Origin of the sequence: Phenylobacterium sp., from assembly GCF_030651755.1 — a bacterium.
Classification (GTDB): Bacteria; Pseudomonadota; Alphaproteobacteria; order Caulobacterales; family Caulobacteraceae; genus Phenylobacterium.
The window spans coordinates 1-22,029 of record NZ_JAUSBZ010000031.1 but is presented as its reverse complement, the minus strand read 5'-3'; the positions used below and the strand labels follow the sequence as shown (position 1 = coordinate 22,029).

Below are 22,029 nucleotides of genomic sequence, written 5' to 3'. Positions count from 1 at the left end.
GCCGCCGAGGCTTGCAGCCAGACCAGTTGGCCCGCCGCAGGATCGTAGGCTGTGACGCCGGCCAGGGTCGGACCCGTCCGTTCCCAGGGGTCCTCGACCCGGACCCCGATCACCGGATGGCGTCTGCGGAAGGCGGCCCATTCCGGCGGCGGGGGCGTGGCCGGAACCTCTCCGAACCAGACCACCAGGGCGCCCTGCGGCGCCTGCTGCGCGATCAGCGGCCAGGGAACGAACGGCTGAGGCGGGGCCGGGTCGGGGGGCGGGGCTGCGAACAGGCCCGCGATGGCCGAGAGAATGCGCGCCCGTCGTCGGGTCGGCGGGAAGGCGGTCGACCCGTGGGGCGTGACATGCAGCAAGCCGGCGCGCTCCCGGTTGACCACCGCCAGCATCAGGGTCAGGGCGGCCAGTTGCAGCAGCACCTCGCGCTTGCTGACCGCGCCGGAGCCGAACTGCAGGGCGGGATCGTCGCTGACCACCGCATAGACGGTCAGCTCGCGCTCCTCGACGAAGACCTTGCGATAGAGGTCGCCGAGCCGGGCGGTGACGTTCCAGTCGACGTCGCGGATGTCGTCGCCGAACTCGTAGCGGACCACCTGGTCGAACTCCATGCCCCGGCCTCGGAACACCGAGCGGTAGCCGCCGGTCAGCAGGGTCTGGACCGCGCGCCGGCGCAACTGCCACTCAAGGCGTCTCAGCGCGGTCTGGGCGCGCGGGTCGATCACGGGCGGGCGCGCGGTCATCGGGCCGTCGTCAGCCTGGGACGGGAACGGCGGCCAGCACCTGGGCGATCACAGCCTCGGCGCTCAGTCCGGCGGCCTCGGCCTCATAGGTCAGGCCGATCCGGTGGCGCAGGACATCGGCGGCCACCTCCTGGACGAGGCTGGGCGTCACCTGTTCCAGCCCCCGGATGAAGGCCAGGGCGCGGCTTGACTGATAGAGGGCCAGGGTCGCCCGGGGCGAGGCGCCAAAGGCCAGCGGCCGCAGAGCCGTGGCGGCAGGCGCAGCCATGTCCCGGGTCTGTCGCACCAGGGCCAGCAGATAGGCCTGGATTTCCGGCGCCACGAACACCCCATCGACGCCCTCGCGCAGGGCCAGGAGTTCGGGGCCGTTGGAGGCGGCTTCCACCACGGGAGACCGGGTGGTCGATCCCCAGCGTCGAAGCATTTCCAGCTCGTCCTCGCCGGAAGGGTAGTCGAGGAGCAGCTTGAACAGGAAGCGGTCGGTCTGGGCCTCAGGCAGGGGATAGGTGCCCTCGTGCTCCACGGGGTTCTGGGTGGCGAGAACCAGGAAGGGGTTGGGCAAGGGATGGCGAGTTCCGCCGATGGTCACCTGCCGCTCCTGCATGGCCTCCAGCAGCGCGCTCTGCACCTTGGCCGGCGAGCGGTTGATCTCGTCGGCCAGCACGATATTGGCGAAAACCGGCCCCAAATGGGGGGTGAAGCTGCCGTCATGGGGGGAATAGACCAGGGTTCCGACCACGTCGGAGGGCAGCAGGTCCGGCGTGAACTGGATGCGTTCGAAGTCCAGCCCCATGGCCTGGCCCAGGGACTTGACCAGCAGGGTCTTGGCCAGGCCCGGCATGCCCTCCAGCAGGACGTGACCGCCGACCAGGAGGGCGATCTGCAGCCGCTCGACCACGTCCTTCTGGCCCAGGACCGCCTTGCCGATCTCGGCTGACAGTCGCTCGGCCCAGGCTGGACCTGGCAGGTCTGATGATGTGGCGGGCTCGGGGAGACTCATCAGGACCATCCACTAGATACAAACGCCGCCGGCGCGCCCCATGCCGGGCGCGCCGGGTACTTTAGAAGGGGGCTACTGGCCGCGTCTCAGGACTCGGCCGTGACGCTCGTCAGTCACCTTGCCCGCGCTGAGGGCGGTCTTGCCGTTGACGAAGATGTACTCCATCCCCTCCGAATAGGCGTGCGGCTCCTGATAGGTGGCCACATCGCGGATGGTCTCGGGATTGAAGACCAGGACATCAGCATAGGCGCCGGGCGCGATCACGCCTCGATCGGTGATGGCGAAGACCTGCGCCGCCAGTCCGGTGGAGCTGTGGATGGCCTGGGCCATGCTGATGACTTCACGTTCCATCACATAGCGCCGGAACTTCCGCGGAAAAGCCCCATAGGCCCGCGGATGTTCCCCGCCCACCCCGAAGGCCACCAGGGCGCCGTCGCTGGAGGTCATGGTCCAGGGCTGCTGCATCAGCCGCTCGACATCACCTTCGTTCATATTGAAAGAGACGATGCTGGAGCCGCCCTTGATCAGCATGTCGATGGCGGTGTCCAGCGGGTCCTGCAGATTGCGCCGGGCGATCTCGTCCAGCCGCATCCCGTTCAGGGACGGATCGGCGCGGAAGTTGCGGATCATGATGGCGTTGGCGCCGGCCCGGCGCTCCAGATTGGCCACCATCTCCTGCCGGATCAGGGCGCGCTGCTCAGGGTTCTGCAGACGTTTCACCGTCGCCTCAGGGCCGCCCTCCTGCGCCCAGCCGGGGACAAGAGAGCTCTGCAGGGACGAGCCGGACGCCGCATAGGGATACTGGTCGGCCCAGATGGACAGGCCCTCGGCCCGGGCGGCGTTGATCATCTCCACCGCCTGCTCGGACTGGCCCCAGACGCTGGGGCCCAGCATCTTCATGTGGGTGACCACGCCGGTGATGCCGGTCTGGCGAGACACCTCGATCAGTTCCTCGATCGCCCCCAGAACGCCGACGTCATAGCTGGACTCGTCGCGGACGTGGCTGATGTGGAAGGCGTTGGGATATTCCGCAGCGACCTTGGACAGGGCCACCAGTTCCGAGGTCTCGGAGAACTTGCCTGGGATATAGAAGGGACCGCTGGAGAAGCCGAAGGCTCCGAGGTCCATCGCTTGCTTGACCAGGCGGCCCATCGACGCCAGTTCGGCGGCGGTCGGCTTGCGGTTGTCCAGGCCCATGACGTCGCGACGGACGCCATTGTGGCCAATCATCGGGACGACATTGACGCCGGGGACGTGGGTCTCGATGTCGGCGATCTGCGGGGCCAGGTCCCCGGGACCGCCGCCGTCAGGATTGATCATCACCGTCGTGATCCCCTGATAGAGGATCGGGATGGCGGCCGCGAGTTCAGGCGTGCCGATGGCCGGCGCCGCGTGAGAGTGGGGGTCGATGAAGCCTGGCGAGACATACTTGCCTCGGGCGTCGACCACGGTGGCGGCGGTGGCGGTGGCGGGGATGACGCCCACCTCGACGATCCGTTCGCCCTTGATGGCCACGTCGGCGGTCTTTCCCTCGGCGCCGGTGCCATCGAACACCATGCCGCCGCGGATCAGCACGTCGTAGTCCTGCGCCAGGGCCGCGGTGGAAACCCCCGACATGAGGCTGAGGGCGAGACCCGCCGCCAGGATGCGACGACGGAGCGGACTTTGCGGGGTCGTCATTCGGCGATCGGTCATCGGGGTCTCCACGCTCTTGGGCGCAAGGGGGCGTCGTTACGGCTCCAGGACAGACCCCTTGGCGGCGGAACCCATGCCGGATGCGAAGGCGCTGGGCGAGACCTGGCCGTGGGGCGGCCAGGTCTCGCCCAACCAGGCTTAGTACTCGAAGCGCACGCCGAGCCGGAACCTGCGGCCCAGGACGTCAAAGACCCCCTGGCTGGTGGACGGATTGCCGTAGGCGGTGCCGGCGGGACCCTGGGCGACGATTTCAGGGTCACGGTTGAAGAGATTGGAGATGCTGACGAAGGCTTCAGTCTTCTGCAGCAGCTTGAGGTCGTAGGTCATGGCCAGATCGACGTAGAAGGCGCCGTTGATCTTGTTGTTGTTGATCGTCCGGTTGGCGATGGTCGAGGCCGGGCAACCGCTGGTGCATTCGATGAACGCGTTGTCGTGGGTGCTCTCGCTCACCCCCCGGCCCGTGAGCTGGATGGTCCAGGGATCGGCCGTGTAGGTGGCCGAGGCGCGGTAGATGAACTCCGGCAGGGCGATCGAGCCGGCGTTGTCAGTCGGAACGTCGATGCCGTTGTCCTGGAAGTTCTCCAGATAGTAGGTGCCCACCGCCCGCAGGGCCATGGCGCCAGGGCCGAGGTTGAAGCGGTAGGAGGCTTCGAGGTCGACCCCGCGGGACTTCTGAACCGCGAAGTTGAAGGGGCTGACCGAAACCTGGCTGATCTGGTTGCCCGACCGGACGATGGCCGCGCAGAAGGCCTGGTTACCCTGGAAGCAGCGGTTGACGATGGTGTCGGCGGCCACTGAACCGATTGAGCCTTCGATCTCGATTTCATAGTAGTCGATGGCGGCGGCGAAGCCCGGCAGGAAGCTGGGCTGCATCACCACCCCGAGGCCCCAGGTGTCGGCCAGCTCAGGCTCAAGGGCCAGATTGCCGGTGGTCAGCTCCAGGAACTGGGTCGCCTGATTATTGTTGAACGGGTCCAGCAGGGTGTTGGTGCGGCTGGTGCCCGCGGCGAACAGCTCGTTCAGGTTCGGCGCCCGGATGTCTCGCGAGCGGGTGACGCGGAAACGCAGGTCGGGGATGGGCGAATAGACCGCGCCGACCTTCCAGGTCGTGACATAGCCCGAGGTGCTGTAGTCGGTGCCGCGGATGGCGGTGTTCAGATCGAAGCCTTCGGCCAGGGGAATAACGGCCTCAACATAGGCTTCCGTCACCGTGTAGGAGCCGAAGGTGGGGCGGTAGTTGCCCACGAACCAGCCGGACTGGAACTGGAGGGGGACTTCGCCGGAGACCTCTTCCTTGCGATGTTCGATGCCGGCGGCCATGGAGACCGGACCCGCCCAGGTGGAGAAGGGGTCGCCGGAGATGTTGGCCGCGGCCACCTGCTGGGTGAAGAACTGCTTCCGCTGCGGGTCGCCCAGAATGTAGTCCAGGGCGGCCTGGGAGTTCACGCCGATGCCCATCCGGTTGAAGGGCACGCAGCCATTGCTCGGATTGGTGAGGGTCGAGCGGCAGACGATCTGGCCGTTCGGGGCGAAGACCGCGTCCTGGGCCAGGGCCAGACGGGCGTTATTGGTGATGTCCTTGGCGATCTCGAGGGTCTTGGTCTCGCCCCGCTGATAATAGGCGTCCCAGCGCCAGGCCCGATCGAAGGCGTTGAAGTCGCCCTCGGCGCCGATCACGTAGCGGGTGACGGAGCGCTCATTGTCGGTCTTGCGGATCGGCAGATCGGCGTTGGTGGTTCCGAGGCTGAAGCTGGCGATGTTCAGCGCCGCCAGCTGCTGACGGATGTTGGCCGGGAGGAAGGCGTTGTCCGACCGGATGGTGACATTGCCCTGGTTGAACTGCACGCCGGTCCAGCCGAGGGAGGCGTGGGTGTTGTAGGAGGCCTGGGCGAAGACCTCGATGTTGTCGGTGAGGTCATAGCTGACCCGGCCGAAAATCCCCTTGCGTCGGTCATCGGCGTTCAGGGACTGCTTGTCGTTGACCTGGACGTCGCGCCAGTCGCCGCCGATCATCCAAGGGTCGCGGGTCAGGCCATAGGCCTGCTGGCCGACCACGCCGCCGACGCCGAAGGTCGTGCCACGCAGGGGCGTGTTGACGATGATGCCCCCGGGGCTCGCATTGGACAGGCCGGCATTGTTGGTGACGAAGCGTTCGGGCTGGCCGTTGCCCGGGGCGTAGTTGGGGTTGGTGATGATGTACCAGCCATCATTGTTCCAATCCCGCGGCACGCCATAGATGCCTTCGCGGTCGGCGATCTCGCCGTTCAGCAGCAGGTGGCCGCGGCCGCCGGCGAATGCGGTCCCGTAGGTCAGGTTGACCCGGTACTCGTCGTCGTCGCCATAGGTGGTCTGGCCGGCCTCGATCGAACCCTTGAAGCCCTGATAGTCGGTGTTCAGGATGAAGTTGACCACACCACTGACGGCGTCGGAGCCGTAGGCGGCCGAGGCGCCGCCGGTGACGATCTGGACGCCGCTGATCAGGCCCTGCGGAAAGGTGTTGACGTCCACCGCGCCGGTGATGGTGGAGCCCACCGAGCGTTGGCCGTTCAGCAGCACCAGGGTGCGGGTGGCGCCCAGGCCGCGGAGGTTCAGGGCGTTGACGCCCGAGGTGCCGGCGCTGATCGAGGCGTTGGTGGTCTGCGGTGTCGAGCTGCCGACGATGGAGGGGATGTCATTGACGAAGTCGGCGACGTTGGACGGCGCGGCGGCGAGGATCTCGGTTTCGCTGATCACGGTCAGCGGGGTGGGCGCCTGATAGCCGTCGCGGACGACCCGGGTGCCGGTGACCACCAGCTCCTGGACGTCGGCCACCGGTGCGGTCTGGGCGTTGGCGCTTCCGGCCGCCGAGGTCGCCACCAGAAGAGCGATCAGAGAGGCCCCGCTGGCGAGGCCTAATTTCTGTGCAGGATTCGGCCCCGCTGATTGCGTGGCGCGCATTTGAATGTTTCTTGACATAACTTACCCCCTCGGAATTGACGACAAGCAGATTGTTCTTTTCGCGGCCCGGTTTATTATTATGAGCCGGCATAGAGATGATCTGCGCTCGTATTCGATATGAGGTTGTCGACCCCCCTCGCGGGTGTCAACGCCGGCTCCCCTTCGGAATATTGTGCGGCCTATAACCCCCAGTCATGGGTGGAGGGGGGAGGGGCGGCGCTCTGACTGAACAAAGCCTTGTGAGGCCTAGGATAGAGCCACCTTCACAATATGAGGGCCGAGCGCGTCAAAGAGCGCTCTGCGACCCATGCGCACGGGGGGCGAGGGCGCCGGGCGCAGCGATCGTCGCAGCTTGCGGGCGTTTCCGAGGCGCCGAGCCACGCCATGTCGTCAGGCTATTGATGGCGCAATATTCGGAAGGGTCGGTTAGATTGACACCCATGTCACAGGACTGACACCCTTCGAGGAGGGGTGCGGCAAGACCTCTGCGAGGGTTCTGGGTCCAGGACAAGATTTGGGCGCCTCACATGTCAATATAGTCGCCGCGCCACACCGCCAGGCTCAGGCGGACCGGCTTGAACAAGGAATCATAATGAAAACGCCGCCAGGTCTCCTCCGTCGTCAGGTGCTGGCGGTCGGTCTCGCCGTCGGTCTCATGTCGGGCGCCTCCAGCTTCGCCCTGGCCCAGGACTATGACGTGCTGATCCGCGGCGGCCTGGTGTTCGACGGCACGGGCGCGGAGGGCCGCATCGCCGACGTGGCGATCAAGGGCGACCGGATCGTTGAGGTGGGTGAGATCGCGGCCACGGCCAGCGCCGCCACCGTGGTGGACGCCACGGGCAAGTACGTGTCCCCGGGCTTTATCGACACTCATTCCCACGCCGCCCCCGGCATTGAGACGCCTGAGCTGGCCCCGGCCATCTCGGTTCTGACCCAGGGGATCACCCTGGCGATGATCAATCCGGACGGTGGTGGCCCGGCTGACCTGCGTCCGCAGGTCGAGGCCATCGAGGCCAACAGGCCTGGGGTCAATGTCCTGCCGATGATCGGCCACAACGGCGTGCGTCGCGCGGTCATGGGTCTGGAGAACCGTAAGCCCACCGCGGCCGAACTGACCCGCATGCAGGCGCTGGTGCGCGAGGCCATGACCTTTGGCGCCCTCGGCATGTCCAGCGGCCCCTTCTATGTGCCGGGCAAGTACTCCGACACCGCCGAGATCGTCGCCCTGGCCAAGGTGGCCGCGGAGTTTCCGAACGCCTTCCACACCAGCCATATCCGCGACGAGTCCAGCTATGACATCGGCGTGCTGGCCTCGGTGGCCGAGCTGATCGAGGTCTCTCGCCAGACCGGCATCATCGGCGTCGTCAGCCATATGAAGATGCTGGGCCCCACGGTGTGGGGCCAGTCCGAAGACGCCGTGAAGATGATTGAGGCCGCCCGGGCCGAAGGCCTCTCCATCTGGGCCGACCAGTATCCCTACGCCGCCTCCAGCACCGGCCTGTCGGCCGCCCTGGTCCCCGGCTGGGCTCAGGAGGGCGGCGGGGAGGCCCTGGCCAAGCGTCTTCAGAACCCGGAGCAACGGGCGCTGATCCGCGAGGGCATGGTCGAGAACCTGGCCCGTCGGGCCGGCGCCAACGCGGTGATGATCAGCAGCCACCGGGCCGACCCAAGCCTGGAAGGCATGCGGCTGGACGAGATCGCCCGTCGCAACCTGCAAGATCCCCTGGACACCGCCATCGACATTCTGATCCAGGGCGGGGCTGGCATCGTTTCGTTCAACATGAATGAGAAGGATGTGGAGCTGCTGATGAAGCAGCCCTGGATGATGACCTCCTCCGACGGGGCCCTGGTCACCTTCGGCGAGGGCGCCGAACACCCCCGGGCCTATGGCGCCTATCCCCGCAAGTTGCGCCGCTATGTGATCGAGCGCGATGTCATCAGCCTGGCCCAGGCCATCCATAGCTCCACCGGCCTGCCCGCCGAGGTCTTCGCCATTCCCGACCGCGGGGTGATCCGACCCGGCGCCTTCGCCGACGTGCTGGTCTTCAATCCGGAGACGGTTCGCGATGTGGCGACCTACCCCCAGCCGCACGCCTATTCCGAGGGCATGGAGTTTGTCTTCGTGAACGGCAAGGCGGCCCTGGCGGACGGTGAAGTCACCTCCGAACGCCACGGCCGAGTCATCCTGCGCGGCCAGTAGCTGCGCTGGACCGGGCCGGAGCCGTCGCCCCCACAGCCGACTCCGGCCCAATACTTCCGACAATGGCCCCTTTTCGGGATGTAAGCCGATGCGCGCCAAGACCTTGAAGTTCGCCCTGTGCGCCACCGCCATTTCGCTGGCAGGCGCCGCCCAGGCGGCCGACTACGACCTGGTGATCCTCGGCGGGCAGGTGGTGGACGGCACCGGCGCGCCGGCCTATCGCGCGGACCTGGCCATCAAGGGTGACCGGATCGTGCGGATCGCCCGGGACGGACTGGCGGCGGAGGACGGGGACCAGGCCCTCGACGCCCGCGGCCTGATCGTGGCCCCGGGCTTCATCGACAACCATGCCCACATCGCTGACAACATTCACGAATACCCGCTGGCCGAGAACTTCCTCCGCCAGGGCGTCACCAGCATCATCGCCAGCCTGCACAGCGGTCCGCAGCCCTATCCGCTGAAGCCCTATGTGGAGGCCCTGAAGGTGGCGCCCAATGTGGGCTTCTTCGCCGGCCACAGCTTCGCCCGCACCCAGGTCCTGGGCATGGCCAACCGCGCGCCGAACCCCGCCGAACTCGCCCGGATGCAGAAGATCATCGCCGACACCATGGCCGATGGGGCCCTGGGGATGTCCACAGGCCTCGTCTATGTCCCGGCCAACTACGCCCGGCCTGAAGAAGTGATCGCCATGGCCAAGGTCGCCGCCTGCTGGGGCGGGATCTATGTGTCGCATATGCGCGATGAGGGCGCCGGCGTGCTGGACTCCATCGCCGAAGTCATCGCCGTGGCCGAGGGCGCGGGCCTGCCGGGCCAGATCAACCACCACAAGGCCATGGGCTCCACCCAGTGGGGCTGGAGCGTCAAGACCCTGGCCATGATCGACGAGGCCCGCGCCCGCGGCCTCGACATCACCCATGACCTCTATCCCTACACCGCCTCCAGCTCCTCCTCGGCGGTGATGTTCCCTGGCTGGGCCCTGGCCGGCGGCCCCGACGGCTTCAAGGCCCGCATGGAGGACCCGAAGGTCCGGGCGCAGGTCGAGGCCGAGATGATGCGAATCCTGATGGTCCAGAGGGGCGGCGCGGATCTGGATCGCCTGCAGTTCCGCAACCTGCGGGCTGACCCGTCCTACAACGGCAAGACCCTGGCCGACCTCGCCCGCGATCGCGGCCTCGCTGGGACGCCGGAGGACGCCATCCAGCTCTTGATCGAGCTGCAGCTCAAGGGCGGCTTCAGCGCGATCTATCATGTGATGGATGAGGCTGACGTCATCCGCATCCTGCAGCATCCCTTGGCGATGATCGAGACCGATGGGGACCCCGTGGGCTTCGACGACGGCTTTCCCCATCCCCGCACCTATGGCGCCTTCCCCCGGGTGCTGGGCCGCTATGTCCGCGAGCTGAAGGTGTTGACCCTGGAAGACGCGGTGCGTCGGATGACCTCGCTGGCGGCCGACCAGATCGGCCAGACCGAGCGGGGCCGGCTGACCCAGGGCGCCTTCGCCGACATCACGGTGTTCAACGCCGACACCATCGCCGACAAGGCCACCTTCGAGGCGCCGCATCAGTACGCGGTCGGCATTCGCCATGTGGTGATCAATGGCGTTCCCGTGATCCGGGCCGGCGCGCTGACCGGCGCCATGCCTGGCCGTCCGCTGTTGGGACCCGCGCGCCCCGACGCCGTGCGCCCAGACCCGGCGACGCCGGGATGCCCGACGGGGTGAGGCCCGTCTAGGGACGGGGGCGGGCGAGCAGGTGGCTCAGCACGGCGAGGCGGCAGGCTGAGGCCAGGCCCTGATCGCCTCGGGCCAGGTCGATTTCGGTCACCAGGGCCGCCAGGCTCAGCCCGCGATCCTTGGCCACATCTTCCAGGGCGGCCCAAAAAGCGGGCTCCAGAGCCACGGAGGTGGCGTGACCGGCCAGGAGGATCGATCTCTTCTTCAGACGCGCCATTCGCCTTTCTTGCTCAGCTGAAACCCTGCGGCAAGGTTCGTGGGCCATTGATCAAGGCTGACGCCCGCGTCATCTTTGCGATCCCGCACGGGAGACCACCTATGAGCCTCGCCACCGACAGCTACGCGCCCGCATCGGCCCGCGCCCCCCAGCCCCAGCGCCTGCCCAAGCCGCGGCTCCAATGGGGCGCGGCCTTGAAGGCCCTGCGCCGGCTGCTGGCTGACAAGGAAGACACCGTCCAGGTCTTCGAGATCATGCGCGCCTTGAACGGCGGCGCCTCGGCCTGGGGCTATCGGCGCCTGCTGGAGACCCCGCAGGGGGGCCGCATCGCCTATGAGCGGGTCGAGCTTGAGGCGCGGCTGATGGACGACGCCTGGCTGGACAGCCTGCCGGAAGGTTCGTTGGGTCACGCCTATCGCGACTTCATCCGCAGCGAGCAGCTGTCGGCCGAGGGGCTGGCCCAGATCAGCCGGGTGGGGGCCAAGCCCATCGAGGTGATGCATCCCTACGCCTGGTTCGGCCGCCGCACCCGCGACGTCCACGACATCTGGCATGTGCTGAGCGGCTACCATCGCGACGGACTGGGGGAGGCGTGCCTGGTGGCATTTTCCTACGCCCAGACCCGGGGCCTGGGCTGGGCGCTGATCGCCGTGGGCGGCGCGCTGCGGGGGCGCAAGGCGAAGCATCCCTACGCCCGGGCGATCTGGCAGGGCTATCAGCGGGGCAAGGCGGCGGCCTGGCTGCTGGGCGAGGACTATGAGGCCCTGATGGCCGAGCCCCTGGACGTCGCGCGCCGGCGCCTGAACATCACCCCGCCGACCATCTATGACGCCATTCCGCCCGAAGCCCGGGACGAGGCGCCAAAGACCTAATCCTCGTCCCGGCGGGCCTCGTCGAGTTTGCGGCGCTGGCGCTCGGCTTCCAGATGCTCAGCCTGGGTCTGACCCTTGGTGCGGCCGTGGCTCGCCCGGTTGACCTTGGCCTGGTCGGTGGCCGCAGCCTTGGCGCGCGCCTTGCGGACCTTGTTCAGATTGACGATCTCGCCCATGGGGACCCTTTCCATCGGTGGGCGAAATCCTGCGCCTCACGGCCGCGCGGGGCAAGCGGGACGGGGCGCGCATCCTCGACAGCCCTCGCCGAATAGGGCAGTCAGAAGGAGCGAAATAAGGGTTTCGGTTTGTACAAGACGACTCCCATGGCGAGCTGGGCCCGGCTCCGGGGCAAGGTCCCAGGCCTCCCGGTTCTCATCCTGGTCCTGGGTCTCGCCGCTACGGCGGCCGGGGGGCTGGTGATCGAGCGGCTCGCCGAGGCGCGGGACCGGCAGCGCTTTGAGTCCCTTGTGACCCAGGCCAATGGCGCCATCGCAGATCGCCTCGCCACCTATGTGGCTGTGCTGCAGGCCAGCGCCGGTCTGTTCGCGGCCAGCGATCAGGTCACCCATGAGGAATTCAGGGCCTTCGCCCAGCGGGTGGAGCTGACCCGGCGCTATCCGGGGATCCAGGGAATTGGCTTCTCGGTTCGCATTCCTGAGGGGGGCGCAGAGGCGCTCCAGTCGGAGATGCGCGCGGCGGGTCGCCCAGATTTCACCCTCAGGACGCCGCCCGGGGACGGCGCCGACGAACGCCACGCCATCCTGTTCCTGGAGCCGGAAGACGACCGCAACCGCGCCGCCTTGGGTTTTGACATGTACGCCGAGCCTGTCCGGCGCGACGCCATGGCCCGGGCCCGCGACACCGGCCAGGCGGCCATGTCCGGAAAGGTGCGGTTGGTCCAGGAAACCGAGGAGTCGCCTCAGGCTGGATTCCTCATCTACGAGCCGGTCTATGCCGGTGGTCTTGTCCCGGCGACGGTGGAGGCCAGGCGCCAGAACCTGATCGGCTTCGCCTATGCGCCGTTCCGCGCCGGAGACCTGCTGCAGGCGGTGTTCGACACCATTTCCCATCGGCCCTATCGCTACGCCGTCTATCACGGCCCGGTCCGTCCGGAGAATCTGCTGTTCCGCTCTGATCCGGGGTCGAGCTGGGGGGACTTCGGCCCCCTGGAAATCCGCCAAATCGACGTGGCCGGCGGCAGCTGGACGGTGGTCTATCGGGCGGGACCCGACTATGTGGGCAGCGCGGCGCGGCAGCTGATCTGGGTCTTCGTGTTGGGCGGCTGCCTGGCCACAGGACTCGTGGCGGCGGCGACCTGGCGCCAGGGGATGGCGCGTCTGTCCGCCGAACGGGAGGTGGCCGCCCGCAAGGCCATCGAGGCCCGCCAGAAGTTGCTGCTCGATGAGCTGAACCACCGGGTGAAAAATACCCTCGCCACCGTCCAGTCCATCGCCGCCCAGAGCCTGCGCGAAGCCAGCGACGTCGAGAGCGTCCGCGTCAATTTCGAAAACCGGCTGATCGCCCTGTCCCAGGCCCACAACCTGCTCACCCGCGATGGCTGGCGCGGCGCCAACCTGGCGGAACTGGTCCTCACCGAACTGCGGCCCTATCGGGGTCCGGCCGATGAGCGGATCGAGATGCAGGGGCCCGCCGTGTGGCTGGCCCCCAACACCGCGGTCGCCCTGGGCATGGCCCTGCATGAGCTGACCACCAATGCAGTGAAATACGGCGCCCTGTCCGACGAGAAGGGGCGCATCGCCGTGGAATGGGAGCTGGCCGAGCTGAACGCAGACGCCGAGCGGCTGACCCTGCGCTGGCGCGAGATGGATGGTCCGCCGGTGTCGCCGCCTACCCGCCGAGGGTTCGGCACGCGGCTCATCGTCGGCGGCCTGGCCCACCAGCTGGATGGGGCGGTGGACCTGGACTTCGCCCCCGATGGCGTGCGCTGCACGATCAGGTTTGACGTTCCCCGTCAGGTGGCCGGCGATATGCTCTCAGTGGGCGCAGCGGCGTGAACCTGCCGGCGGGTTGAGCCGTTCCCTGGTCTCCAGATTCAAAAAAAGGAGATCCCGATGATCCAAGCTGCTGAAATCAAGGAACACATGGAAGTCGTCGGTTCCGACGGTGGTCATGTGGGTCGTGTGGACCACGTTCTCGACACCGAGATCGAGCTGGCCAAGTTCGACATGGGCGCGGGTCTGAAGCACCACATGATCCCGATGACCTGGGTCGACCGGATCGCCGACGACAAGGTCTGCCTGAACCTCACCAAGGACGCGGCCAAGTCGTCCTGGCGCGAAAAGGCCTAAGAGCTGAAAGGTCGGCCCCTCCAATGGTGGAGGGGCCACGCCTTCATTTCACCGCGGCGCAGAAGCGCTGGATGCGGCCACAGGCGTCCTCGAGCACCGCATTGCTGGTGGCGTAGGAGATGCGGAAGAAGGGCGACAGGCCGAACGCCTCGCCGAACACCACCGCCACGCCTTCGCTCTCCAGCAGTTCGTTGGCGAAGTCCTTGTCCGAGCCGATCACATTGCCGCTGGGCGCGGTCTTGCCGATCAGCCCTTCGCAGGACGGATAGACATAGAAGGCGCCTTCCGGGGTCGGGCACTTCAGGCCGGTGGCCTGGTTCAGCATCGACACCACCAGATCGCGACGACCCTGGAACAGTCTGGCGTTGGGCTTGATGAAGTCCTGCGGGCCGTTCAGCGCCTCCACCGCCGCCCACTGCGAGATCGAGCAGGGGTTGGAGGTCGACTGGCTCATCACCTTGGCCATCAGCTTGATCAGCGGCTCAGGCCCGGCGGCGTAGCCGATCCGCCAGCCGGTCATGGCATAGGCCTTGGAGACCCCGTTCATGGTCAGCGTGCGCTCGTAGAGGCCGGGCTCCACCTGGGCGATGGTCACGAACTCCATGTCGTCGAACAGCAGGTGCTCGTACATGTCGTCGGTGAGAATCCACACCTGCGGATGGCGCATCAGCACTTCGGCCAGGGCCTTCAGTTCGGCCCGGGTATAGGCCGCGCCAGACGGGTTGGACGGCGAGTTCAGCAACACCCAGCGGGTCTTCGGCGTGATCGCCCTGTCCAGGTCCTCCGGCCGCAGCTTGAAGCCGCTCTCGGCCGTGGTCGGCGCGAAGACCGGCGTGCCGCCGGCCAGCAGCACCATGTCGGGATAGCTGACCCAGTAGGGCGTCGGGATCACCACCTCGTCGCCGGGGTTCAGGGTGGCCATCATGGCGTTGAAGATCACCGGCTTGCCGCCGGGCGACACGTTCACCTGGCTGGCCGTGTAGGTCAGGCCGTTTTCCCGGGCGAACTTGGCCACGATGGCCTCCTTCAGCTCGGGCACCCCGTCGACGGTGGTGTACTTGGTCTTGCCGTCCTGAATGGCCTTGATGGCCGCGTCTTTGATATTCTGCGGCGTGTCGAAGTCCGGCTCCCCGGCGCCGAGGCTAATGATGTCGCGGCCCTGGGCTTTCAGTTCACGCGCCTTCTGGTCGGTCGCCATGGTGGCGGACGGCTTGACGCGGGCGAGCGTGGACGATTGCAGCGACATGGGCGCAGACTCCCTTTGGAGCGGGTGGGGAAGGAGTGCGGGGTTTAACTTGAAGGCCCCTGCGCCGCAAACCCGGCGCTCGGCGGAACACCAGTTAAGCTGGCTCGTTTGCACCTGAGCCACAGAAGGGGGCCTCCCGTGATCCGACCTGTCCTGATATTCGCCTTGGCCGCCGCCCTTTCGGCCTGCGGCGGCGAGCCGCCCGCCGCTCCCGTCGAGGCGCCGGCTACGACCCCGCAGGACGAAGCCCCCGCCGCGGCCATGCCGGCCTATGTGGGCCAGTGGGCCGCCACGCCGGCCCTGTGCTCCGACGGCGCCTGGACCTTCCGGCACGACGGGCTGAGCACGGCGGGAGAGGTCTCCTGCCGGTTCGACGGGGTCGCGGCCCTTGATGACGGCTTTGAGATCGCCGCCACCTGCACCGCCCAGGCCCCGCCCCAGTCCCACCGCCTCAATCTCAGCCTCGGCGCCGATGGTCAGACCATGCGGGTGCGCGGCGGACCATTCGACGACCCGCCCGTGCTCAGCCGCTGCCCCTGATCGCCGGGGGGGCGGAGGTCGCCCTCAGCTTGACCCGCGCGGCCGGATCGGCGAGGCGTGCGCCATGCGCCGGCTGATCAGCTTCGTGACCAATATGGACGCGCGCGCCTGGCGGGGCGTGGCGGTCTCCTTCGTGCTGTTCGGCGGCGTGGGGCTCGTCTTCCTGTTCGGGGCCCAGGTGCTGGGCTTTGACGGTGAGGCCACGGTCGAACACTGGCTGGGCATGGCCGCCCACAGTCCATGGGCCCTGCCGAGCGCCGTGGCGGCCTTTGCGATCCTGGCCTTTGTGGGCGTGCCGCAGTTCGTCCTGATCGCCGCCGCCGTGGTCGCCTTCGGGCCATGGACCGGCTTCGCCTACAGCTGGATCGGCACCATGGTCTCGGCCCTGGTAGGCTTCTATCTCGGTCGGCTGGCCGGGGCCCGCACCCTGGACGCCTTCGCGGGCGAGGGGGTGCGCCAGTTCATGCGGCTGGTGGGGAAGAACGGCTTCTGGGCAAGCCTGATCGTGCGCCTGGTGCCCTCGGCGCCCTTCATCGTGGTCAATATGGCCGCTGGCGTCACCCCCATGCGCCTGACCCATTTCACGGCCGGAACCGCCCTGGGAATCATCCCCAAGATCGCGGTGACAGCCTTCGCCGGCAACGCCATCGCCCAGGCCATGCGGGGCGGGGGCGTCGGACACATCGCCCTGCTGGGGGCCATCGCGGCCGGCTGGATTCTCATGGGCTGGTTCGCCCGCAAGTGGCTCAAGTCCCGCGAGGCGGCCGCAGGCGAGGGCGACCGGGCCGCTTGAGCGGCGCACGTTTCTTGCCGATCAGAGGCGAATTTCGGCGGCTCTACGCAAGACCGTTGCGGCGCAGCCCGTTCTTGAGTAGAAAACACCCATGACCACCGGTTTCCACAGCCTGCTTCTTGGCCTTCCGCTGGGGCTTAGCCGCCCCTGGGCGCCCCTGTAGGCTTGCGCGAAACATCGCGGGGCCGGGCGCTCAGGGGATGACCCCGCCGCCCGACCTTTCTAGAATGAGCTCCCGCGAAGAGATCCTGACATGACTTTCCAAGCTTCCAACGCCGCGTCTGAACGCGACCGCGTCATCATTTTCGACACCACCATGCGCGACGGCGAGCAGTCGCCCGGCGCCTCCATGTCCCTGGAGGAGAAGCTGGAGCTGGCCAAGATCCTCGAGGAGATGCGGGTCGACGTCATCGAGGCCGGCTTCCCCATCGCCTCGAACGGCGACTTCGAGGCGGTGCGGCAGATTTCCGAGATCGTCACCGAAAGCACCGTCTGCGGCCTGGCCCGGGCGGCGGCCATCGACATCGAGCGCTGCGCCGAGGCGATCCGTCCGGCCAAGCGCGGCCGCATCCACACCTTCCTGTCCACCAGCCCCTCGCACCGGGACCACATTCTGAAGATGAGCCAGGAGGACATCCTGGAGGCCATCACCCGCTCGGTCACCCACGCCCGCAACCTGTGCGACGATGTGGAATGGTCGGCCCAGGACGCCACCCGCACCGAGCAGGACTTCCTGCGCCGCTGCGTCGAGGCCGCCATCAAGGCCGGGGCTAAGACGGTGAACATCCCCGACACGGTGGGCTATTCCTATCCGTCGGAATACGAGGCGATCTTCCGCGACCTGGTGGAGAACGTCCCCGGCGTCGACAGCATCATCCTGTCCACCCACTGCCATAACGACCTGGGGCTGGCCGTGGCCAACAGCCTGGCGGGCGTCCAGGGCGGGGCGCGACAGGTCGAGGTCGCCGTCAACGGCATCGGCGAGCGGGCCGGCAATGCGGCCCTGGAAGAAGTGGTCATGGCGCTGAAGGTGCGCGGCGACCGTCTGCCCTACTATACCGGCGCCGAAACCCAGCACATCACCCGGGCCAGCCGCTATGTGTCGGCCATCACCGGCTTCCCGGTGCAGTTCAACAAGGCCATCGTCGGCAAGAACGCGTTTGCCCACGAGAGCGGCATCCACCAGGACGGGATGCTGAAGGACCGCGGCACCTATGAGATCATGACGCCCGAGAGCGTCGGGCAGGGCGGCTCCAACCTGGTCATGGGCAAGCATTCGGGGCGCCACGCCTTCCGCGAGAAGCTGAAGGCGCTGGGCTATGAGCTGGGCCAGAACGCCCTGAACGAGGCCTTCCAGCGCTTCAAGGACCTGGCCGACAAGAAGAAGCACGTCTTCGACGACGACATCGTCGCCCTGGTGGACGACGCCCTGGCCTCGGGCGCCGACCGGATTCAGGTCAAGCACCTGCGGGTGATCGCCGGCACCGAAGGCCCGCAGGAAGCCCATCTGACGGTGGCGGTGGAAGGCGTCGAACGGGCCGCTACGGCCACGGGCGATGGTCCGGTGGACGCGGTGTTCAACGCCATCCACGTGGTGGTGCCGCACACCGCCATCCTGCGCCTGTTCCAGGTGCATGCGGTGACCGAGGGCACAGACGCCCAGGCTCAGGTCTCGGTCCGGCTGGAAGAGGACGGCCGCATCGCCACCGGTCAGGCCGCCGACACCGACACCCTGACGGCCTCGGCCAAGGCCTATGTGAATGCGCTGAACAACCTCTTCGCGCGCAAGGAAAAGACCGCACCGGACGCCATCGCCAGCGGGTTCTGATCGCGAGCGTCTTTTCCGTTCGGATGGAGACGGCGATGGGAGCCTCTGCGCCCTCATCATAGGCCGTCGTCAGCCCGCCCACCCAACCCCTCCCGCAAGGGGGAGGGGCGAGGATTTCCCATGCTCTGGATCGTCCTGACGATCGCCGCTGCGCCCCTGCAGGTGGCGCGCAACGCCCTGCAGCGCGGTCTGATGGCCGAGGCCGGCCCGTGGGGGGCGACGCTCGTCCGCTTCCTGTTCGGCCTGCCCTTCGCCCTGGCCATATTTGCGGTCGTGGCGGTGCTGACGCCCCAGGCTGATCCCACGCTGAGCGCGCGGTTCTGGTGGACGGTGAGCGCCGGCGCGCTTGGCCAGGTGCTCGCCACCGCGGCCCTGCTGGTCGCCATGCGGCGGTCGGGCTTCGCCGTGGCGACCTTCATGCAACAGGCCTCGCTGCCGCTCGCCGCCCTGATGGGCCTGATCCTGTTCGGCGATCGGTTGGGAACCCAGGCCTGGCTTGGCGTGACCCTGACGACGCTGGGGCTGGTGGCGCTGTCCTGGCCAGGCCGCGCGGCGGCGCGGGGCGCTCTGATCGGCAGCGCCATGGGCCTGGCGTCGGGGGCGGCCTTCGCCGTGGCTCTGAACGGCTATCGGCAGGCCGGCCTCGCCCTGGAGCCGGACTATCCAATCTACGCCGCCACCCTGGCCGTCTGTGTCGCGCAGGCCATGCAGACCCTGGGGCTGGGCGCCTATCTGGCGGTGGTTCGCCCGCAGTCGCTGGTGGCGGTGGCGCGGGCCTGGCGATCATCCCTCGGGGCGGGCTTTTTCGGCGCTGCGGCGTCGGCCTGCTGGTTCTCAGCCCTGGCCCTGGCCCCGGCCGGCATGGTGAGGGCTGTGGGTGTGGTCGAGGCGCCCATCGCCGCGGCCGCGGGGCGCCGCCTGTTCCAGGAACGGCTCAGCCTGCGTCAGGCTCTGGCTGGGTCGGCCACCGCCGCAGGGGTGGTGCTGACCGCCCTGGGCTAGATGGTCCGGGGCCTGAGAATCACCTGGAGGCTGAACCGGCGCGACGGCGCTCAAAGTCGCCGACATCATCCCGTCGCGGTTGAATTTTTCACGGCTCCAGGCCCCGCAGGGGGCCGGTCTCGGGGCGTTGGATGAATAAGCCTTGAAATCAACAAAGCGGCGGGGCACACGAACCACAAGTCCTTCTCGCGAGAACCTGTTCCGCCCGTTCGCCCCCCGGCGCGCGTCGGACCAGAATTTCGCCGCTCTTTAAGCCCCCCAGTCACCAGGGCCCTGCATGATCTCGTCCCTCTTCGGCGCTATCTCGAACGACATCGCCATCGATCTCGGCACGGCCAACACCCTCATCTATATGAAGGGCAAGGGTATCGTGCTGAACGAGCCATCGGTGGTGGCGCTGCGAAACATCGGTGGCCGCAAGATCGTCCACGCCGTGGGCATCGAGGCCAAGCAGATGCTGGGCCGGACGCCGGGCCACATGGAGGCCATCCGCCCCATGCGCGACGGGGTCATCGCCGACTTCGAAGTCGCCGAAGAGATGATCAAGTACTTCATCCGCAAGGTTCACAACCGTAAGGGCTTCGTGAATCCCAAGGTCATCGTCTGCGTGCCGTCGGGCGCCACGGCCGTTGAACGCCGGGCGATCAACGACTCCTGCCTGAACGCCGGCGGCCGCCGGGTCGGTCTGATCGACGAGCCCATGGCCGCGGCCATTGGCGCGGGCCTGCCGATCCATGAGCCCACCGGCTCGATGGTGGTCGATATCGGCGGCGGCACCACCGAGGTGGCGGTGCTGTCCCTGTCGGGCATCGTCTATTCGCGCTCGGTCCGGGTGGGCGGCGACAAGATGGACGAGGCGATCATCTCCTATATGCGCCGCAACCATAATCTGCTGATCGGCGAGACCACCGCTGAGCGGATCAAGAAGGAAATCGGCACGGCCCGGGCGCCGGCCGACGGCGAGGGCCTGTCCATCGAGGTCAAGGGCCGCGACCTGATGCAGGGCGTGCCCCGCGAGGTGCGCATCAGCGAGAAGCAGGCCTCCGACGCCCTGTCCGAGCCCGTCGGCCAGATCGTCGACGCCGTGAAGATGGCCTTAGAGGCGACCCCCCCCGAACTCGCCTCTGACATCGCCGACAAGTGCATCATGCTCACCGGCGGCGGCGCTCTGCTGCGCGGCCTGGACGCCGAGATCCGCGACCACACCGGCCTGCCGGTGACGGTGGCCGATGATCCGCTGTCCTGTGTCGCGCTCGGTTGCGGCAAGGTTCTCGAACATCCCAAGTGGATGAAGGGTGTTCTTGAATCGACCTTGGCCTAGGATTTGCTTAACCAAGGGGGCAGGACCTTGGTCCTGCTGCGTCTGGCGGGGAGACGATCTTAGGTGTCCTTCCGGGACAATCCTCTAGGTGAAATTCGGGTGCCGCTGGTCTGGACGGCTGGCGTGGCCCTGGTCGTGGCCGTCATCGTCGCCGTGACCCTGCTGCTCGGCGACCGCCGCGAAACCCTGCGCAACGAGGCCTATGGGGTGACCCGCGAGGTCAGCGACGCAGTCGCCGCGCCAGTGTCAGGGGTCGTGTCGGCGCCGGTCCACTGGATGGGGGGCATCTCCCAGAACATCAGTCAGTATTTCTTCGCCGTCTCCGAAAACCGCCGCCTGCGCGCCGAACTGGAGGAGGCCGCGGCCCTGCGCCAGGAGGTGCTCGGGCTGCGCGATCTCAATGAGCGCTATCGTGATCTCCTGGGGCTGCAGACCGATCCGCCCATTCCGATGGTCTCGGCCCGGGTGGTCAGCGACGCCCGCGGCCCCTTTGCCAACACCCGCCTGGCCAATGCCGGGCGCGAGCGCCAGGTGCGGGTCGGCAATCCGGTGATGACCGAGTATGGCCTGGTCGGCCGGGTGGTCGGGGTGACCCGCGGCGCGAGCCGCATCCTGCTGCTCACCGACATCGCCTCCCGCACCCCGGTGATGATCGACCGGACCAATGCCCGGGCCATCCTGGCCGGCGATGGCGGCCCCAACCCCAAGCTGGAATATCTCCGGGGCCGCGATCCTGTGCAGGAGGGCGATCGCATCGTCACTTCCGGCGACGGCGGCCTGATGCCCCGGGGATTGCCCGTCGGCGTGGCGGTCAAGGGGGTGGATGGCGCCTGGCGGGTGGTGCTGAGTTCCGAAGCCGGCGCCATCGACTATGTCCGCATCCTGTTGTTCGAAGACTTCGCTCAACTGGTGGACCAGGCCGAGCTGAACGCCCGCGCCGAGCCGCCCGCCAATGACGCTCTGCCCAGCGTCGGGGTGACGCCGCCGCCGGCGCCGGTGGTGACGCCCACACCCCAGGTGCGGACCTCGCCGCCGGCCAGCCCGCCTCCAACGGCGACTGCGCCTGCGCCCAAGGCGACCCCGCCCGCCAAGGCGCCGGCGCCGACTCCACGTCCGCCAGTGGCGGAAACCCCAGCCCCGCCGCCCCCCGTGGTTGAGGAGCCGGTGTTTTGAGCCTGACGGCCACCCGGCTCGACCCCTGGCGATGGCTCGGCGCGCCGATCCTGCAATGCATGCTGGCCACCCTTCTGTTCAGCCTGCCCATCCGGGTGTTTGGCTGGGGCCTGCCCGAACCGGTTTTCTGCATGGTTCCGGCGTTTGCCTGGGCGATGATCCGTCCCTCCATGGTCGCCCCTTTCGGCGTGCTGTTCATGGGGCTGTTTCTGGACATCTTCTGGGGCGGACCCATGGGGCTGTGGGCCCTGTCGCTTCTGGTCGCCTATGGGGCGGTGCTGGCGGCGCGGAACATGATGGTCGGTCAGAGCCGCCCGATGATGTGGATCTGGTTCGCCGCGGCCTGCGCTGTCGCCCAGACGGTCGGGTTTCTGGTCACCCAGCTGGACGTCCGGGCGACCCCCAACCTTCTGGCGATGGT

19 protein-coding genes are annotated in these 22,029 nt (G+C 67.7%); 12 read left to right on the top strand and 7 right to left on the bottom strand.

Translation table 11 applies throughout. From position 1 onward, the window contains the following. The 4 genes from Q7V15_RS02535 to Q7V15_RS02520 all read right to left on the bottom strand — a co-directional run. A partial coding sequence (locus tag Q7V15_RS02535) for a DUF58 domain-containing protein (RefSeq protein ID WP_304753593.1) occupies positions 1-740 on the bottom strand: 740 nt, incomplete at its 3' end. Between the two features lie 10 nt (positions 741-750). Further along, positions 751-1,740, bottom strand: coding sequence for a MoxR family ATPase (locus Q7V15_RS02530; RefSeq protein WP_304753591.1), 990 nt, complete (start codon positions 1,738-1,740; stop codon positions 751-753). 72 nt (positions 1,741-1,812) lie between these two features. Further along, positions 1,813-3,435: an amidohydrolase family protein gene (locus tag Q7V15_RS02525; protein ID WP_304753589.1), complete on the bottom strand. Its 1,623-nt coding sequence runs from the start codon at positions 3,433-3,435 to the stop codon at positions 1,813-1,815. Positions 3,436-3,573: 138 nt separating this feature from the next. Continuing rightward, entirely contained in the window at positions 3,574-6,291 is a 2,718-nt protein-coding gene (locus tag Q7V15_RS02520; protein WP_304753587.1) for a TonB-dependent receptor domain-containing protein, read from the bottom strand. 673 nt (positions 6,292-6,964) lie between these two features. Between Q7V15_RS02520 and Q7V15_RS02515 the strand changes: the two genes are divergently transcribed. After that, positions 6,965-8,572 carry an amidohydrolase family protein gene (locus tag Q7V15_RS02515; RefSeq protein WP_304753585.1) on the top strand — a complete coding sequence of 536 codons (1,608 nt, stop codon included), beginning with the start codon at positions 6,965-6,967 and terminating at the stop codon, positions 8,570-8,572. An 88-nt stretch (positions 8,573-8,660) separates the two neighbouring features. Then, positions 8,661-10,295 carry an amidohydrolase family protein gene (locus Q7V15_RS02510; RefSeq protein WP_304753583.1) on the top strand — a complete coding sequence of 545 codons (1,635 nt, stop codon included), beginning with the start codon at positions 8,661-8,663 and terminating at the stop codon, positions 10,293-10,295. Positions 10,296-10,302: 7 nt separating this feature from the next. Here the strand turns inward: Q7V15_RS02510 and Q7V15_RS02505 are convergent, their stop codons facing one another. Continuing rightward, positions 10,303-10,524: a ribbon-helix-helix domain-containing protein gene (locus Q7V15_RS02505; protein ID WP_304753581.1), complete on the bottom strand. Its 222-nt coding sequence runs from the start codon at positions 10,522-10,524 to the stop codon at positions 10,303-10,305. A gap of 101 nt (positions 10,525-10,625) precedes the next feature. Here Q7V15_RS02505 and Q7V15_RS02500 point away from each other — a divergent pair, with 101 nt between their 5' ends. Next, a complete protein-coding gene (locus tag Q7V15_RS02500; RefSeq protein WP_304753579.1) occupies positions 10,626-11,396 on the top strand; it encodes a Coq4 family protein in 771 nt (256 codons plus the stop codon). Here the strand turns inward: Q7V15_RS02500 and Q7V15_RS02495 are convergent. Further along, the gene (locus Q7V15_RS02495) at positions 11,393-11,587 is read right to left on the bottom strand and encodes a DUF4169 family protein (protein WP_304753577.1); all 195 of its coding nucleotides are present in this window, start codon (positions 11,585-11,587) and stop codon (positions 11,393-11,395) included. The two genes, Q7V15_RS02500 and Q7V15_RS02495, sit on opposite strands and share 4 nt — an antisense overlap. Before the next feature lie 132 nt (positions 11,588-11,719). Here Q7V15_RS02495 and Q7V15_RS02490 point away from each other — a divergent pair, with 132 nt between their 5' ends. Together Q7V15_RS02490 and Q7V15_RS02485 are read left to right on the top strand one after the other, a co-directional pair. Continuing rightward, on the top strand, positions 11,720-13,411 hold the full coding sequence (locus tag Q7V15_RS02490) for a CHASE domain-containing protein (RefSeq protein ID WP_304753575.1): 1,692 nt from the start codon (positions 11,720-11,722) through the stop codon (positions 13,409-13,411). Positions 13,412-13,468: 57 nt separating this feature from the next. Then, on the top strand, positions 13,469-13,705 hold the full coding sequence (locus Q7V15_RS02485; RefSeq protein ID WP_304753573.1) for a DUF2171 domain-containing protein: 237 nt from the start codon (positions 13,469-13,471) through the stop codon (positions 13,703-13,705). 43 nt (positions 13,706-13,748) lie between these two features. On the opposite strand, the gene Q7V15_RS02480 is transcribed toward Q7V15_RS02485, so the two are convergent. After that, a complete protein-coding gene (locus tag Q7V15_RS02480) occupies positions 13,749-14,951 on the bottom strand; it encodes a pyridoxal phosphate-dependent aminotransferase (protein WP_304753572.1) in 1,203 nt (400 codons plus the stop codon). Between the two features lie 138 nt (positions 14,952-15,089). Here Q7V15_RS02480 and Q7V15_RS02475 point away from each other — a divergent pair, with 138 nt between their 5' ends. From Q7V15_RS02475 to Q7V15_RS02445, 7 genes are all read left to right on the top strand, one after another. Continuing rightward, a complete protein-coding gene (locus Q7V15_RS02475) occupies positions 15,090-15,491 on the top strand; it encodes a hypothetical protein (RefSeq protein WP_304753570.1) in 402 nt (133 codons plus the stop codon). Between the two features lie 64 nt (positions 15,492-15,555). Further along, positions 15,556-16,284 carry a TVP38/TMEM64 family protein gene (locus tag Q7V15_RS02470; RefSeq protein ID WP_304753568.1) on the top strand — a complete coding sequence of 243 codons (729 nt, stop codon included), beginning with the start codon at positions 15,556-15,558 and terminating at the stop codon, positions 16,282-16,284. Positions 16,285-16,537: 253 nt separating this feature from the next. Then, a complete protein-coding gene (locus Q7V15_RS02465) occupies positions 16,538-18,112 on the top strand; it encodes a 2-isopropylmalate synthase (RefSeq protein WP_304753566.1) in 1,575 nt (524 codons plus the stop codon). Positions 18,113-18,232: 120 nt separating this feature from the next. Beyond that, on the top strand, positions 18,233-19,114 hold the full coding sequence (locus tag Q7V15_RS02460; RefSeq protein ID WP_304753564.1) for a DMT family transporter: 882 nt from the start codon (positions 18,233-18,235) through the stop codon (positions 19,112-19,114). A gap of 277 nt (positions 19,115-19,391) precedes the next feature. Further along, positions 19,392-20,435: a rod shape-determining protein gene (locus Q7V15_RS02455; RefSeq protein ID WP_304753562.1), complete on the top strand. Its 1,044-nt coding sequence runs from the start codon at positions 19,392-19,394 to the stop codon at positions 20,433-20,435. Between the two features lie 63 nt (positions 20,436-20,498). Beyond that, positions 20,499-21,608 carry a rod shape-determining protein MreC gene (gene mreC / locus Q7V15_RS02450; protein ID WP_304753560.1) on the top strand — a complete coding sequence of 370 codons (1,110 nt, stop codon included), beginning with the start codon at positions 20,499-20,501 and terminating at the stop codon, positions 21,606-21,608. Then, a partial coding sequence (locus Q7V15_RS02445) for a hypothetical protein (RefSeq protein ID WP_304753558.1) occupies positions 21,605-22,029 on the top strand: 425 nt, incomplete at its 3' end. The genes mreC and Q7V15_RS02445, both read left to right, overlap by 4 nt.

Coding starts and splice junctions, on each gene's coding strand:
- Q7V15_RS02485 (WP_304753573.1), top strand. CDS start 13,469: ATGATCCAAGCTGCTGAAATCAAGGAACACATGGAAGTCGTCGGTTCC.
- Q7V15_RS02455 (WP_304753562.1), top strand. CDS start 19,392: ATGATCTCGTCCCTCTTCGGCGCTATCTCGAACGACATCGCCATCGAT.
- Q7V15_RS02505 (WP_304753581.1), bottom strand. CDS start 10,524: ATGGCGCGTCTGAAGAAGAGATCGATCCTCCTGGCCGGTCACGCCACC.
- Q7V15_RS02495 (WP_304753577.1), bottom strand. CDS start 11,587: ATGGAAAGGGTCCCCATGGGCGAGATCGTCAATCTGAACAAGGTCCGC.
- Q7V15_RS02510 (WP_304753583.1), top strand. CDS start 8,661: ATGCGCGCCAAGACCTTGAAGTTCGCCCTGTGCGCCACCGCCATTTCG.
- Q7V15_RS02470 (WP_304753568.1), top strand. CDS start 15,556: ATGCGCCGGCTGATCAGCTTCGTGACCAATATGGACGCGCGCGCCTGG.
- Q7V15_RS02515 (WP_304753585.1), top strand. CDS start 6,965: ATGAAAACGCCGCCAGGTCTCCTCCGTCGTCAGGTGCTGGCGGTCGGT.
- Q7V15_RS02525 (WP_304753589.1), bottom strand. CDS start 3,435: ATGACCGATCGCCGAATGACGACCCCGCAAAGTCCGCTCCGTCGTCGC.
- Q7V15_RS02460 (WP_304753564.1), top strand. CDS start 18,233: ATGCTCTGGATCGTCCTGACGATCGCCGCTGCGCCCCTGCAGGTGGCG.
- Q7V15_RS02490 (WP_304753575.1), top strand. CDS start 11,720: ATGGCGAGCTGGGCCCGGCTCCGGGGCAAGGTCCCAGGCCTCCCGGTT.
- Q7V15_RS02480 (WP_304753572.1), bottom strand. CDS start 14,951: ATGTCGCTGCAATCGTCCACGCTCGCCCGCGTCAAGCCGTCCGCCACC.
- Q7V15_RS02530 (WP_304753591.1), bottom strand. CDS start 1,740: ATGAGTCTCCCCGAGCCCGCCACATCATCAGACCTGCCAGGTCCAGCC.
- Q7V15_RS02500 (WP_304753579.1), top strand. CDS start 10,626: ATGAGCCTCGCCACCGACAGCTACGCGCCCGCATCGGCCCGCGCCCCC.
- Q7V15_RS02465 (WP_304753566.1), top strand. CDS start 16,538: ATGACTTTCCAAGCTTCCAACGCCGCGTCTGAACGCGACCGCGTCATC.